General features: G+C 62.7%; 12 protein-coding genes. 5 read left to right on the top strand and 7 right to left on the bottom strand.

From position 1 onward, the window contains the following. Positions 1-18 precede the first annotated feature (18 nt). Positions 19-2,583, top strand: coding sequence for an EAL domain-containing protein (locus tag ABNT42_RS17725; RefSeq protein ID WP_348699168.1), 2,565 nt, complete (start codon positions 19-21; stop codon positions 2,581-2,583). Here ABNT42_RS17725 and glcF read toward each other — a convergent pair. The 3 genes from glcF to ABNT42_RS17710 are packed head-to-tail and all read right to left on the bottom strand — an operon-like array spanning position 2,580 to position 6,449. Next, complete coding sequence (gene glcF / locus ABNT42_RS17720) at positions 2,580-3,800, bottom strand: glycolate oxidase subunit GlcF (protein WP_348699166.1); 1,221 nt, start codon at positions 3,798-3,800, stop codon at positions 2,580-2,582. The two genes, ABNT42_RS17725 and glcF, sit on opposite strands and share 4 nt — an antisense overlap. Positions 3,801-3,807: 7 nt before the next feature. Further along, positions 3,808-4,899, bottom strand: a complete 1,092-nt coding sequence (gene glcE / locus ABNT42_RS17715) for a glycolate oxidase subunit GlcE (protein ID WP_348700113.1) — start codon at positions 4,897-4,899, stop codon at positions 3,808-3,810. Between the two features lie 29 nt (positions 4,900-4,928). After that, the gene (locus ABNT42_RS17710; RefSeq protein WP_348699164.1) at positions 4,929-6,449 is read right to left on the bottom strand and encodes an FAD-linked oxidase C-terminal domain-containing protein; all 1,521 of its coding nucleotides are present in this window, start codon (positions 6,447-6,449) and stop codon (positions 4,929-4,931) included. Between the two features lie 135 nt (positions 6,450-6,584). Here ABNT42_RS17710 and ABNT42_RS17705 point away from each other — a divergent pair, with 135 nt between their 5' ends. Beyond that, positions 6,585-7,136 carry a cob(I)yrinic acid a,c-diamide adenosyltransferase gene (locus tag ABNT42_RS17705; protein WP_348699162.1) on the top strand — a complete coding sequence of 184 codons (552 nt, stop codon included), beginning with the start codon at positions 6,585-6,587 and terminating at the stop codon, positions 7,134-7,136. 124 nt (positions 7,137-7,260) lie between these two features. Here the strand turns inward: ABNT42_RS17705 and dxs are convergent, their stop codons facing one another. From dxs to ABNT42_RS17690, 3 genes are read right to left on the bottom strand one after another with little or no spacing between them, the layout of a single operon-like run. Beyond that, positions 7,261-9,129 carry a 1-deoxy-D-xylulose-5-phosphate synthase gene (dxs, locus tag ABNT42_RS17700; protein WP_348699161.1) on the bottom strand — a complete coding sequence of 623 codons (1,869 nt, stop codon included), beginning with the start codon at positions 9,127-9,129 and terminating at the stop codon, positions 7,261-7,263. Further along, complete coding sequence (locus ABNT42_RS17695) at positions 9,130-10,020, bottom strand: farnesyl diphosphate synthase (protein ID WP_348699159.1); 891 nt, start codon at positions 10,018-10,020, stop codon at positions 9,130-9,132. Beyond that, positions 10,017-10,274: an exodeoxyribonuclease VII small subunit gene (locus ABNT42_RS17690; protein WP_348699158.1), complete on the bottom strand. Its 258-nt coding sequence runs from the start codon at positions 10,272-10,274 to the stop codon at positions 10,017-10,019. Before ABNT42_RS17690 ends, ABNT42_RS17695 begins: the two co-directional genes overlap by 4 nt. 313 nt (positions 10,275-10,587) lie before the next feature. Here ABNT42_RS17690 and ABNT42_RS17685 point away from each other — a divergent pair, with 313 nt between their 5' ends. The 3 genes from ABNT42_RS17685 to ABNT42_RS17675 are packed head-to-tail and all read left to right on the top strand — an operon-like array spanning position 10,588 to position 13,512. Then, positions 10,588-11,694 (top strand): aromatic ring-hydroxylating dioxygenase subunit alpha, encoded by a 1,107-nt coding sequence (locus ABNT42_RS17685; protein WP_348699156.1) that lies wholly within the window; start codon positions 10,588-10,590, stop codon positions 11,692-11,694. 2 nt (positions 11,695-11,696) lie between these two features. Beyond that, positions 11,697-12,620: a DMT family transporter gene (locus tag ABNT42_RS17680; RefSeq protein WP_348699154.1), complete on the top strand. Its 924-nt coding sequence runs from the start codon at positions 11,697-11,699 to the stop codon at positions 12,618-12,620. Between the two features lie 28 nt (positions 12,621-12,648). Further along, complete coding sequence (locus ABNT42_RS17675; protein WP_348699152.1) at positions 12,649-13,512, top strand: sulfurtransferase; 864 nt, start codon at positions 12,649-12,651, stop codon at positions 13,510-13,512. A 29-nt stretch (positions 13,513-13,541) separates the two neighbouring features. Here ABNT42_RS17675 and ABNT42_RS17670 read toward each other — a convergent pair whose 3' ends face one another. Beyond that, positions 13,542-14,246, bottom strand: a complete 705-nt coding sequence (locus ABNT42_RS17670) for a ZIP family metal transporter (RefSeq protein WP_348700111.1) — start codon at positions 14,244-14,246, stop codon at positions 13,542-13,544. Position 14,247: the final 1 nt, after the last annotated feature.

The following is a 14,247-nucleotide window of genomic DNA, read 5'->3' as shown; positions in this document are numbered from 1 at the left end:
AGAGGAAAACTGGCGCCCATGACGCTGTTCGAGAAAATACAGTCGCGCTGGATGCGCACCGGTATGTACGCGCGCATGTTCATCCCCGTGTTCATCATCATCCTGATCGCGCTGAGCGTGCGCTACTCCATGTTGTACGGTAACGAGACGGAGTATGCCAACCAGCGCTACCAGCGCGAAGCGGGCGATCTACAGGCTTATCTGCACAAGGCACTGCTGCCGTCATTGCTGGTGCGTGACCGTGCCGCACTCGATAACACACTGGCCAGCGCCATGCTGCTGGAAGCCGATCTGGCGGCCGTCCATCTCGACTATCCGGGTGGCCATCTGGAAGCTCTGCGCAGCCAGCCTAGCGTCGCCGAATATCCCGAATGGTTTGCCCGACTGGGCGGCATCACCCCGCAACAACGCACGCTCGATCTGGGCAATGCCAAGCTGGTCATGAGCTTTGTACCGACCCTGCCGCTGACGCAGGTGTGGCGCACCCTACGCCAGCAAGCCTTCATCACCGCAGGAAACGTCACCATCATCTACACCCTGCTAGGTCTGCTCATCTACGCAAACACCCGCATGCTGCGCCGCGTAACGGATGGCACGGCGCGTTTTCAGGATGGTGACTACGGTGTGCGCCTACCTGTTACTGGCACGCTGGAAGCGCGCACGCTGGCTATCAGCTTCAACAACATGGCCCAGCGCATGCAGTCGCTGGTGCACAAACTGCAGCAAAGTCAGACCCAGCTCAGTGCCCAGTTATCGCAAACCCTACAGGTACAGGCTACCCTGCAGACGGAAAAGGAACGCATCGAAGTCACGCTGGCATCGATCGGCGACGCTGTCATCACCACCGACCTGTCGGGCCGCATCGCCAGCGTCAATGTCATGGCGCAGCAGCTGACAGGCTGGCAGGAAGAACGCGCCCGTGGCATGGAGCTGCATCAGGTGTTTGTACTGGCGAATAACTTCGGCCAGCACTCGCTGCTCAAATCCATGGCCGCCATCTATGCAGGCAGCTCGGTGATCAAGGTGGGCAACCAGAGTATGCGCAACCGCAATGGCCAGCTCTACACGGTGGAATACACGGCCAATGCGATCCGCTCGGCCGAAGACGAAATACAGGGTGCCGTGCTGGTGTTCCGCGATGTGACGGAACGGCGTCAGCTGATGCAGCAGATTTCGTGGCAGAGCAGCCATGACCTGCTGACCGGCCTGCCCAACCGCACTGCCCTCACCACCCGCTTCGAGCAGGAAGTGTTCCGCGCGCGGGAAGAACACTATCCGCTGGCCGTCTGCCTGTTCGATCTGGACCGCTTCCAGCACGTCAATGATACGCTGGGCCAGAACATCGGCGACGAAGTACTCAAGCAAGCGGCCAGCCGCCTGCACGACTTTGCCGGACCGCGCCACTATGTGGCCCGTCTGGGCGGCGACGAATTCGTCATGCTGCTGCCCAAACTGGATGACCGTCTCGCCACCGAACAGGCACTGGAACGTCTGCTGGCCGAACTGTCGCGCCCCTATCTGTGCAACGGCCAGCAGGTCAGCATGTCGGCCAGTGCCGGCGTGACGATCTACAGCGGCAGCGAAGTCAGTGCCGACAGCCTGCTGCGGCAGGCCGATCAGGCGCTGTATCAGGCCAAGATCACGGGCCGCAACCGCGCCCACTTCTTCGACGCCGATCTCGATGAACAGGTGCGCACCCACCACAACCGCCGCACCGAAGTACGCACCGCCGTGCGGGCCGGCGAATTGCGGCTGTACTACCAGCCCAAGCTGGATATGCGCAAAGGCCGCATCATCGGCATGGAAGCACTGGTGCGCTGGGCCCATCCGGAACGGGGCATCGTCGGGCCGATGGAATTCCTGCCCATCGTCGAGCATAGCGATGTGATCGTGGACATCGGCGAATGGGTGCTGCGCGAAGCGCTGCGCCAGTTGCAGCAGTGGCGCAGCTATGACGCCGAATGGGTGGTCAGCGTGAACATCGCTGCACGCCACTTCCAGCGCGCCGACTTCGTGCCCAAGCTGAAAACCATACTGGCCGAATACCCCGACGTGCCGCCCCACATGCTGGAACTGGAGATACTCGAATCGTCCGCGCTCAGCGATATGGCCCATGTGCGCAACATCATGCTGGACTGTCAGGCATTGGGCATCAGCTTTGCGCTCGATGATTTCGGGACTGGCTACTCGTCCATGTCTTACCTCAAGCGCCTACCGGCCGATGTGCTGAAAATCGATCAGAGCTTTGTGCGCAATATGCTGGTGGACCGCGACGACCTGCATCTGGTCAGCGCCGTCATCGGGCTGGCCCGCTCCTTCGGGCTAGGCGTGATCGCCGAAGGCGTGGAGACGATAGAACATGGCGCCATGCTGATGCGCCTCGGCTGCGATCTGGTGCAGGGCTACGGCATTGCCCGTCCTATGCCGGCCAGCGAAGTCCAGCCATGGGTGGACAACTTCGGCAGCGCCGCCGTGTGGCAGGCCGCTGCGCAACTGCCGCCCATCGTCAATCTGCACCACGAGCACAGCCTGCACCAGCCAGTGCCGGGCACAGGGCAGATACCCGCCTTCCAGCAAAGCTAGTTCAACGCGCGATCGAGCAATTCTATCCAGTGCATCACGGGCGTCTGCGTGCCCGTCTGCAGATGAGCGCTGCAGCCCACATTGGCCGAAACGATGGTGCTGGCACCCGTGTCGGCCAGAGTGGCCAGCTTGCGGTCACGCAGCTGGCGCGACAGCTCCGGCTGCAGCAGCGAGTAGCTACCGGCCGAACCGCAGCACAGATGGCTGTCGGCGCACAGCACCACATCCACGCCCACCGCACGCAAGATGCCTTCCACCTTGCCGCGTATCTGCTGGCCATGCTGCAGTGTGCAGGGCGGGTGATAGGCTACCCGCTCGCTCAGACGGGTACGCATACCCAGTTCCGCTTCGAATGGCGCCAGCACTTCGCTCAGGTCGCGCGTAGCGCTAGCTACCTGCTGCGCCTTGGCGGCATAGTCCCCATCGTGCGCCAGCAGATGGCCGTAATCCTTGACGGTCGCGCCGCAACCGGATGCCGTCATCACGATGGCCTCCACCGAACCATCCTGCAGCATGGGCCACCATGCATCGATATTGCGCCGCATATCATCCAGCGCAGCCTCGTGTTCGTTGAGGTGGTGGCGCAAAGCGCCGCAGCAGCCGGCACGCGGCGCGACCAGCAACTGCACACCGAGCGCATCGAGCACGCGCGCCGTGGCAGCATTGATATTCGGCGCCATGGCTGGCTGGGCGCAGCCATCCAGCACCAGCATTTTGCGTGCATGACTGCGCGTGGGCCACACGCCGGCATCCTGCCGCGCCGGTAGCTTGTCCTGCATGGCTGGCGACAGCAGCGGCTTGACCAGCCGCCCCGCTGCCAGTGCCGCGCCGAATACCGCCTTGCGCGATACCCCTTCGCGCACCAGCAGGCGCTGCATGCGTTCCATGAACGGGCGCTGCACGCGCTGCTCCACCACCTTGCGGCCGATATCCACCAGCCGGCTATATTTCACGCCGGACGGACAGGTAGTTTCGCAGTTGCGGCAGGTCAGGCAGCGATCCAGATGCTGCTGGGTTTTGGCCGTAACGGGCGCGCCTTCCAGCACCTGCTTGATCAGGTAAATGCGGCCACGCGGTCCATCCAGTTCGTCGCCCAGCAGCTGGTAGGTAGGGCAGGTAGCCGTGCAGAAGCCGCAATGCACGCAGGCGCGCAGGATGGCATCGGCCTCTTCGCCTTCGCGGGTGTTGCGGATGAAGTCAGCAAGATTAGTCTGCATGGCGCTCTCAGTACATGCGGCCGGGGTTGAAAATACCGGCCGGATCAAACGAAGCTTTCAGCCCTTGGTGTATGCGCATCAGTGGCGCCGCCAGTGGATGGAACACGCTGACGGGTTTGTGCTCGCTGCGGTACAGCGTGGCATGGCCGCCAGCCGCCGCCACCGTACGGCGTATCGATTCGGCCTGTGCTGCATCGACGGCGGCAGTTTTCAGCCAGCGCTGCGCGCCGCCCCATTCGATCAGCTGTTCGCCACCTAGGATCACGGCACTGGCCGCAGACGGCAGCGATAGCCGCCACAGACAGCCGCCGCTGAAGTGGGGGTGGGTCTGGTCGCGCAGCGCGTTCCAGAATGCTTCCGCATGTTCGAGTGGCGCGCCGCCCATGCGCTGCTGCGCTGCCGCCACCGCAGCCTGTGCGCCGGACAGCCGCACCGCCAGCACACCTTGATACCAGCAACTGGCCGAAATCGGCAAAGGCTGGCCGCCCCATTCGTTCAGACGGCGCAGTGCGTCGATCTCGCTCAACTCGAAGCGCAGACTGGTTTCGCACAGCGGCAGCGGCAGCACCTTGAGCGAGACTTCGAGGATCAGGCCCAGCGTTCCGAGCGAACCGGCCAGCAGACGCGACACGTCGTAACCAGCCACGTTCTTCATCACTTGCCCGCCGAAGCGCAGAATCGTGCCCTGCCCGTCCATCAACACCGCACCGAGGACGAAATCACGCACGGCCCCGGCACTGGCACGGCGCGGGCCGGACAGCGCACTGGCCACCACCCCGCCTATGGTCGAACCGGCACCGAAGCGGGGCGGCTCGAAGGCCAGCATCTGCTGATGCTGGGCCAGCAACGCTTCGATCTCGGCCAGCGCCGTGCCGCAGCGTACGGTGATTACCAGTTCGGTCGGCTCATACGACACCACGCCCCGATAGGCGCGCGTATCGAGCACCTCGCCTTGCGGCGGCTGGCCATACCAGTCCTTGCTGCCACTGCCGCGCAGGCACAGCGGACTACCGCTAGCGCTGGCAGCGCGGATACGCTCGGCAAATTGCGCCGCGATGGCGGCGTAGTCATCGGCCTGCGTTGCGCCAGTGGCAGCCATGCTTGCTGTCGTCATAAATGTCATTCCCCTCAGAAGCGCGGCAGGTAGGCAAACGGCAGCTTGCCACCGCTGACGCGCATCTTGCCGAATTCCGCGCAGCGGTTCAGCGTCGGGATGGCCTTGTCGGGATTCAGTAGACGGGCCGGATCAAACGCACGCTTTACGCCGAAGAAGGCTTCCAGCTCGGCCGGTGCGAACTGCGCACACATGGAATTGATCTTCTCTATGCCCACACCATGTTCGCCCGTGATAGTGCCGCCCACTTCCACACACAGCGCCAGTATCTCGGCGCCAAAGGCTTCGGCCCGTTCGAATTCATCAGGGATATTGGCGTTGAACAGAATCAGCGGGTGCAGATTGCCATCGCCCGCGTGGAACACATTGGCGCAGCGCAGACCGTACTTCACTTCCATCTGCGCGATGCCTTCCAGTACCTGCCCCAGACGCTTGCGAGGAATGGTGCCGTCCATGCAGTAGTAGTCGGGCGAAATCCGCCCCGCCGCCGGGAAAGCGTTCTTGCGGCCCGACCAGAACTTCATCCGTTCCGCCTCCGACTGCGATACGGCGATCGCGCTGGCACCGGCCTGCTGCAGCACGGCCGACATGCGCGCGATTTCCTCCTCCACTTCCTCGGCCGTACCATCGGCCTCGCACAGCAGAATCGCGGCGGCCTCGGTGTCGTAACCGGCATGCACGAATGGCTCCACCATGCGCGAGGAAGTCTGGTCCATCATTTCCAGACCGGCCGGAATAATGCCCGCCGCGATCAGCGCAGCAACCGCATTGCAGCCTGCCACCACCTCGTTGAACGAAGCCATGATGACGCGCGCGCAGGCCGGCTTGGGCACCAGCTTCACCGTCACTTCCGTGACGATACCTAGCATACCTTCCGAGCCGATAAACACGGACAGCAGATCCAGCCCGGCCGCATCGAGCGCTTCGCTGCCCAGTTCCACCACTTCGCCCTGTATCGTCACCATGCGCACACGCAGCACGTTATGCACGGTCAGGCCATACTTCAGGCAGTGCACCCCGCCCGAGTTCTCCGCCACGTTGCCGCCTATGGTGCAAGCGATCTGCGAAGATGGATCGGGCGCGTAATACAGACCATGCTGGGCTGCCGCATCGGAAATCGCAAGATTGCGCACACCCGGCTGCACCACCGCCGTACGCGAATACGCATCCATGCGCAGAATACGGTTCAGCCGCGCCGTCGACAGCACCACTCCGTCCGCAATCGGCATAGCGCCACCGGACAGCCCCGTGCCCGCACCGCGCGGCACGATAGGCACCTGCAGTTCGTGGCACAGCTTGAGCACCGCCACAATCTGCGCCTCGCTATCGGGCAGCACCACGATCAGCGGCATCTGGCGGTAGGCAGCCAGACCATCGCACTCATACGGACGGGTATCTTCGGGATCGGACAGAATGGCAGAAGGCGGCAGCACCTGCTGCAGCGCGGCGGCCAGTTGAAGACGGCGGGCAGAAAGCGCGGCCGGCGAGTACGGAGCAGCCGGCGCAGCTGTGGTATCTGAATTGACTGTGTTCATGGAGCGGGCACCTGAAAGCACGGGATCAGAGCAGAATTGTAAGCACAAACGTGGCGTCAAACCGGCTTGCCGCTGAAATACAGACGCAAACTGTTGTATTCTTCGGGGCGCTAACCTCCAACACAAGGAAACGACATGGGTAACCGACTATCGAAAATCGCCACCCGCACGGGCGACGGCGGCACCACCGGCCTGGGCGACGGCAGCCGCACCGACAAGGACAGCGTGCGCATACAGGCCATCGGCGAAGTCGATGAACTCAACTCCCATCTGGGACTGCTGCTGTGTGAAGACATGCCGGCCGAACTGCGCGAAGAACTGGTGACGATCCAGCACGACCTGTTCGATCTGGGCGGCGAACTATGCATCCCCGGCTATCAGATGATTACCGAAGACCACGTGCTGCGACTGGACGCGCATCTGACCAAGTACAACGCCACCCTGCCTGCGCTGACGGAATTCATCCTGCCGGCCGGCTCGCGCGCCGCCGCGCAGGCCCACGTCTGTCGTACCGTGTGCCGCCGCGCCGAACGCGCCATCGTCACGCTGGGCAAAGCAGAAACCATCCACGAGCATCCGCGCCAGTACGTCAACCGCCTGTCCGACCTGCTGTTCGTACTAGCACGCGTACTGAACCGTCACGCCGGCGGCAGCGACGTGCTGTGGCAGCACGAGCGCCGCAAATAAATCGGGGTCAGGTCGGGCAATATGCAGGGGTCAGGTCGGGCAAAGTGCAGTTTTTGAGAATTCTCAAAGAACGCACAAACGCCCGACCTGACCCCTGCACTTTGCCCGACCTGACCCCGTGTGATTAGCCGTTGCTGACGGCTAGGCGCGGTGCGCTCGCGACGCGCTGGCGGATGGCGGAGGTGATGCCGTCGCCGTCAAGGCCTACGCTGGCCAGCAGTTTGGCGGGATCGCCATGGTCGATGAACTGGTCCGGCAGACCCAGCATCTGCAGCGGTTTGACGATGCCTTCGGCAGCCAGTGCTTCGGCCACAGCGGCACCGGCGCCGCCCATGATGCAGCCTTCTTCCACTGTCACCAGATAGTCGTGCTCGGCCGCCAGCTGGCGCACCAGCTCGACGTCCAGCGGTTTGACGAAGCGCATGTTAGCGACCGTCGCGTCGAGTGCTTCGCCCGCTGCCATGGCCGGCGCCACCATCGAACCGAAGGCCAGGATGGCGATCTTCTGGCCACGGCGCTTGATTTCGCCTTTGCCGATTTCCAGCGTGGTCAGTTCTTTTGCCACAGCCGCGCCGATACCGGCACCGCGCGGATAGCGGATCGCCGCCGGCCCCGCATAGTGGTAACCCGTGGTCAGCATCTGGCGGCATTCGTTTTCGTCCGATGGCGCCATCACTACCATGTTAGGGATGCAGCGCAGATAGGCCAGATCGTAGTTACCGGCATGGGTGGCTCCGTCAGCGCCCACCAGACCGGCACGGTCCAGCGCAAACGTTACGTCCAGATTCTGCAACGCGACGTCGTGAATCAGCTGATCGTAACCGCGCTGCAGGAAGGTGGAGTAGATCGCCACTACAGGCTTCAGCCCTTCGCAGGCCAGACCGGCGCCAAACGTTACCGCGTGCTGCTCGGCGATGCCGACGTCGAAATAGCGATCCGGATATTCCTGATCGAAACGCACCATGCCCGAGCCTTCGCGCATGGCTGGGGTAATCCCCACCAGCTTTTTGTCGGCCGCGGCCATGTCGCATAGCCAGTTGCCGAAAACTTCCGTGTAGGTCAGTTTGCTCGGCGCGGTGGGCGGTTTGATACCTTCGGCCGGATTGAACTTGCCCGTGCCGTGGTACAGAATCGGTTCCGCTTCGGCCAGCTTGTAGCCCTGACCTTTTTTGGTCACCACGTGCAGGAACTGCGGGCCTTTCAGGTGGCGGATATTCTGCAGCGTAGGAATCAGCGATTCCAGATCATGGCCGTCGATCGGGCCGATGTAGTTGAAGCCGAATTCTTCGAACATGGTGGCCGGTACCACCATGCCTTTGGCATGTTCTTCCAGCCGCTTGGCCAGTTCCAGCACAGGTGCCGGCAGCACGGATTTGCCCACGTTCTTGGCCGCAGCGTAGAACTGCCCCGACATCAATCGCGCCAGATAGCGGTTCAGCGCACCGACGGGCGGCGAGATCGACATGTCGTTGTCGTTCAGGATTACCAGCAGATTCAGGTCTTCCTGCACACCGGCGTTATTCAGCGCTTCGAAGGCCATACCGGCCGTCATCGAGCCGTCGCCGATCACGGCGATGGCGTGACGGTTTTCGCCCTTGATCTTGGCCGCCTGCGCCATGCCCAGTGCAGCCGAAATCGAGGTCGACGAGTGTGCCGTTCCGAAGGTGTCGTATTCGCTTTCGTCGCGCTTGGGGAAGCCGGAGATGCCGCCCAGCTGGCGCAGCGTGTGCATGCGCTCGCGCCGTCCGGTGAGGATTTTGTGCGAATAAGTCTGGTGGCCCACGTCCCACACGATGCGGTCGTAAGGCGTGTTAAACACGTAATGCAGTGCCACCGTCAGTTCCACCGTGCCCAGATTGGACGACAGGTGGCCGCCCGTTTTCGACACCGAATCGAGCAGGTAGGCGCGCAGTTCATGCGCCAGTGGCGTCAGCTGGGTGCGCGCCAGTTTGCGCACATCCGCTGGCGAATTAATAGTTGCTAGCAAGTCCATTTATGCCTTCCGCTGCACGATCAGATCCGCGAGTTCGCGTAACCGCAAAGCTTTATCTCCGAACGGCGCGAGCGCTGCATGCGCATCGAGCCGCAATTTTTCCGCCAGTGCCCGTGACGGTTCCAGACCCAGTATCGAGACATAGGTCGGCTTGTTGTCGGCGGCATCCTTGCCAGCCGTTTTGCCCAGCGTGGCCGAATCGGCCGTCGCGTCGAGCACATCATCTACCACCTGGAAGGCCAGACCGATGGCCCGCGCATAGTCGTTCAGCGCCTGCAGTTCGGCCGCATCCAGATCCTTGCCGGCCAGCGCACCAAGTACCACCGAGGCGCGCAGCAGCGCGCCCGTCTTCAGCTGGTGCATCTGTTCCAGCTGTTCTAGCGTCAGGCTCAGGCCCACGCTATCGAGGTCGATCGCCTGGCCGCCGCACATGCCGGCCGAGCCGGATGCATGGGCCAGCACACGCAGCATGGCCATCTGACGGGCCGGCGGCAGCGTGGTCGCTTCGGCCAGCACCATGAAGGCCTGCGATTGCAGCGCATCGCCCACCAGCAGCGCGGTGGCGTCGTCATAGGCCACGTGCACGGTGGGCTTGCCACGGCGCAGTTCATCGTCGTCCATGCACGGCATATCGTCGTGCACCAGCGAATAGGCGTGGATCATTTCCACTGCGGCCGCAGCGCGGCTCAGTGCTTCCGCATCGGCGCCGAATAATGCGCCGGCCGCATACACCAGCAGCGGGCGCACCCGTTTGCCGCCGCCCAGCAGCGCATAGCGCATGGCTTCGTGCAGCTTGCCCGGCACCACCGTGGCGGCGGGTAAAAAGCCGGCTAGATCAAGTTCCGATCCGGCCTGTACGGTTTTCATCCAGTCGTCGAAAGCGGCCGTCATTGTTCCGCCTCCCCGCCCGGAGCGAACGGTTTAAGCATGTCGCCTTCCAGAATTTTGACTTGAGCTTCCACTTTTTCCAGCTGGGCGGCGCAGAACTGCACCAGCGTCGAGCCGCGTGCATAGGCCGCCACCGAGCCTTCCAGCGGCAGCTGGCCGCCTTCCATCTGGGCCACCAGTTGCGCCAGTTCGGCCATGGCGTCCTCAAACGAGGCCGGAACAGCCTCCGCCGCTTCGGCAGTTGATTTCTTAGACATAGTTACTCAAGTTGTATGGCAATACACGTGCCCGCGCAGTGTAGCCCGTTATTTTAGAACAAACCACCTGATCCGGTGGTACTCTAGCGCCCCGCGCGGCGGTGGAAACCGTAGATTTTATCGCAATTAGCCACGCGGACAGCGCAAACCTGCCTTTTAGCCTGCCGGCAGGACGGGAAATCGGAGGCAGGCACGGAGGAAACACGGTATAATCGCCGGTTCTGTCCGAAATACCATTTTCAACAAACTTGAATTCAGGTCTTTACGGATTCTGTCTCTTCTTGGTTTGAAGTACATATTAAGGGGGGTTGGGATGTCCGATCTGGGTACCCACGCTAAGCTGGCGCGTTCTAACGCGCAACTACCGGTTGACGTCTATTTTGACGAAGCGCTACTGCAGCGTGAAATGCAGCAACTTTTCCAGAACGGTCCGCGCTACATCGGCCACGAGCTGATGGTGCCGAATGTGGGCGACTATGCCACCCTGACGGCCGAAGACGAGGGCCGCGTGCTGGTGCGCAATGCCAACGGACTGGAATTACTCTCCAACGTGTGCCGTCACCGGCAGGCGGTGATGGTCAACGGCCGTGGCAATGCCAACAACATTGTCTGCCCGCTGCACCGCTGGACCTATGATCTCAAGGGTGAACTGATCGGCGCGCCGCACTTCCCTGCCACGCCCTGTCTGAACCTGCCGAAAACCACGCTGCAAAGCTGGAACGGCCTGCTGTTCGAGCAGAACGGCTACAACGTGATGGAGAAGCTGGCGCAGCTGTCCGTCACCAAGGATCTGGACTTCACCGGCTATATGCTGGATCACGTGGAAGTGCACCACTGCGATTACAACTGGAAGACTTTCATCGAAGTCTATCTGGAGGATTATCACGTCGAACCGTTCCATCCGGGTCTGGGCAGCTTTGTCAGCTGCGACGATCTGCGCTGGGAATTCGGCACCGACTACAGTGTGCAGACGGTGGGCGTGCACAAAGGCCTGCAGAAATCCGGCTCGGAGATTTACAAGCGCTGGCAAGAGCAGGTGCTGCAGTTCCGTGGCGGCGAAGCGCCACCGTACGGCGCCATCTGGCTGACGCTCTACCCCAACATCATGGTCGAGTGGTATCCCCACGTGCTGATCGTGTCCACTCTGTGGCCGGACGGTCCGCAGCGCACCAAGAATGTGGTGGAGTTCTACTATCCGGAAGAAATCGTGCTGTTCGAGCGCGAGTTTGTCGAAGCCGAGCGGGCCGCCTATATGGAAACCTGCATCGAGGACGACGAAATCGGCCAGCGCATGGATGCGGGCCGCAAGGCGCTGATGAAGCGCGGCATGACCGATGCGGGGCCTTACCAGTCGCCGATGGAAGACGGCATGCAGCACTTCCACGAATGGTACCGCGCTAACATCACCCTCCCCGAGTAACGATGCAGTCGCTGTGGATGCTGTTTGCCAGTTTCATGTTCGCCGCCATGGGCGTGTGCGTGAAACTGGCGTCGCAACAGTTCTCCACTTCCGAAATCGTGATGTACCGCGGCATCGTCGGTGTCGTGGTACTGTCCCTCATCATCCGCCTGCAGGGCGGCAGCTTCCGCACCACCATGCCGGGCGCCCATCTGTGGCGCGGCGTGGTGGGCGTAGTGTCGCTATGGATGTGGTTCTATGCCATCGCCAATCTGCCGCTGGCCACGGCCGTCACGCTCAACTACATGGCGCCCATCTGGATCGCGCTGTGGCTGTTCATCATGGGCTGGTGGCATGCCAAGAATCAGGTCAAGTGGCCGCTGCTGGCAGCCATTGGCGCCAGCTTCTGCGGCGTCACCTTGCTGCTGCAACCGGCTTTCCATGCCAACCAGCTGGGCACGGCGCTGATCGCACTGGGCTCCAGCGTGCTGTCGGCCATGGCGTATATGCAGGTGCGCAAACTGGGGCTGGCCGGCGAGCCGGAAAATCGCGTGGTGCTGTATTTCTCAGCCATGAATCTCGTGGCCGGCATCGCCGGTAACTACGCGCTGGCGCCCCATGGCGTGGCCGTCTGGCACCCCATCACTAGCTGGCACGGCGGCTTACTGCTGCTGGGCATAGGCATCTGCGCCACCAGTGCGCAGATCGCCATGACGCGCGCCTACCGGCTGGGCCAGACACTGGTGGTAGCCAATCTGCAGTACACCGGCATCGTGTTCTCCAGCGTGTGGGGCGTACTGGTATTCGACGACGCTTTCAGCTGGCATAGCTGGGTAGGCATCAGCGTGATCTTGCTGTCAGGCGTGGCCGCAACGTTCTACAATACCCGTAACACGGAGCGCGGTAAGGCCATCGCCAGTACCGATCCGATCGCCAGCGAAGTCTGAGTCCGTATTCCCTACGAGGAGCCCTGTTATGCACACCACCCTGATCAGCGCCGCCGAACTGGCGCGCCACACCCACGATAGCCAGTGGGTCGTGCTCGATTGCCGTCACGACCTGATGAATCCTGCGGCGGGGCGCGATGCCTATGCCGCCGGCCATATTCCCGGCGCCCGTTTCGCCAATATCGACACGGATCTGTCGGGCGCCAAGACGGGCGCCGACGGCGTGTTCCGTGGCCGCCACCCGCTGCCGGAACGCTCTGCCCTGCTGGCGACCTTGCGCAGCTGGGGCATCAGCGACAACACGCAGGTGGTGGCCTATGACGCCCACGGCGGCATGTTTGCGGCCCGTCTGTGGTGGTTATTGCGCTGGATGGGTCATGCCGGTGTGGCCGTGCTCGATGGCGGTCTGCCTGCATGGCAGGCGCTGGGCCAGCCGCTGGAAACGGATGCGCCGCCGGCCCTGTCGGCCGCGGCAGCCGGCACGCTGAATGAACGCGCGGCGCTGGTGCAGACCGTGACGGTAGAAGATGTGCTGTTCAATCTGTCCACCCAGGACCGCATCGTGGTCGATGCCCGTGCGGCCGACCGCTATCGGGGCGAAAACGAAACCATCGACCCCGTCGGTGGCCACATTCCCCATGCCCGCAACCGCTTCTTCAAGGACAACCTGACAGCCGACGGCACTTTCAAGGATGCCGCCCAGTTGCGCAGCGAATTCGCGCCGCTGTTCGCCACCGCCGCGCAAGCCATCATGCAGTGCGGCTCGGGCGTGACGGCCTGCCACAATCTGCTCGCGCTGGAAGTGGCGGGCATGCCCGGCGCTGCCCTGTATCCGGGCTCGTGGAGCGAATGGTGCGCCGATCCGGCCCGCCCTGTCGCAACCGGCAACTAGACTGTCACGCAGCAGGCCGTGCGGGCGGTTCAGTGGTGGCTATGGGTCAGCCACAGCACGATCGCCACGCCGGCTGCGATCAGCAGCACTTGCGGCACGCTTTCGCGCAGCGTGGCGCGACGCTGCATCTGCGGCATCAGATCGCTCACAGCGATGTAGATGAAGCCCGACGAAGCGAATACCAGCACGTAGGGAATCAGGCCGCTAGCGCGGTCCAGGGTGTAGTAGCCGAGCAGGCCGCCGGCGATCGACAGCAGGCTGCATAGCAGGTTGTAGACGTAAGCGCGGGTGCGCGAGAAGCCGGCATTGAGCAACACGATGAAGTCGCCGATTTCCTGCGGAATTTCATGCGCGACGATGGCGATACCCGTCACCAGCCCCAGTTCCGGATTAGCCAGAAACGCCGCGGCGATCAGGATGCCGTCGGTGAAATTGTGCATGCCGTCACCCACCAGTATCATCCAGCCCGCTTTACCTGCTTCGTGCTTGTCGTGGCCGTAGTGGTGGTGGTGGCCGTCGCCTTCGTGGTGGTGCGAGTGGCGCAGGATGGCCAGCTTCTCCAGCAGGAAGAAGGCCAGCAGGCCCGCCAGCAAAGTGGCGAACAGGCTGCGCGCGCTGGCCTGCGATTCGAAGGCTTCCGGCAGCGCGTGCAGCAGCGAGGTCGAAAGCATGATGCCGACCGACAGGCTGACCATCCGTTCCACCATTTTCGATAGCAGGGCGAACGAAAACAGC

The sequence above is a fragment of the Duganella fentianensis genome (assembly GCF_964031615.1).
Taxonomy (GTDB): domain Bacteria; phylum Pseudomonadota; class Gammaproteobacteria; order Burkholderiales; family Burkholderiaceae_D; genus Rugamonas; species Rugamonas fentianensis_A.
This window is presented reverse-complemented; position numbering and strand designations above follow the sequence as displayed.

Bases quoted from the DNA above. Each gene is read 5' to 3' on its own strand.
- ABNT42_RS17725 (WP_348699168.1), top strand. From the start codon at position 19: ATGACGCTGTTCGAGAAAATACAGTCGCGCTGGATGCGCACCGGTATG.
- glcF (WP_348699166.1), bottom strand. From the start codon at position 3,800: ATGCAGACTAATCTTGCTGACTTCATCCGCAACACCCGCGAAGGCGAA.
- glcE (WP_348700113.1), bottom strand. From the start codon at position 4,899: ATGGCTGCCACTGGCGCAACGCAGGCCGATGACTACGCCGCCATCGCG.
- ABNT42_RS17710 (WP_348699164.1), bottom strand. From the start codon at position 6,449: ATGAACACAGTCAATTCAGATACCACAGCTGCGCCGGCTGCTCCGTAC.
- ABNT42_RS17705 (WP_348699162.1), top strand. From the start codon at position 6,585: ATGGGTAACCGACTATCGAAAATCGCCACCCGCACGGGCGACGGCGGC.
- dxs (WP_348699161.1), bottom strand. From the start codon at position 9,129: ATGGACTTGCTAGCAACTATTAATTCGCCAGCGGATGTGCGCAAACTG.
- ABNT42_RS17695 (WP_348699159.1), bottom strand. From the start codon at position 10,020: ATGACGGCCGCTTTCGACGACTGGATGAAAACCGTACAGGCCGGATCG.
- ABNT42_RS17690 (WP_348699158.1), bottom strand. From the start codon at position 10,274: ATGTCTAAGAAATCAACTGCCGAAGCGGCGGAGGCTGTTCCGGCCTCG.
- ABNT42_RS17685 (WP_348699156.1), top strand. From the start codon at position 10,588: ATGTCCGATCTGGGTACCCACGCTAAGCTGGCGCGTTCTAACGCGCAA.
- ABNT42_RS17680 (WP_348699154.1), top strand. From the start codon at position 11,697: ATGCAGTCGCTGTGGATGCTGTTTGCCAGTTTCATGTTCGCCGCCATG.
- ABNT42_RS17675 (WP_348699152.1), top strand. From the start codon at position 12,649: ATGCACACCACCCTGATCAGCGCCGCCGAACTGGCGCGCCACACCCAC.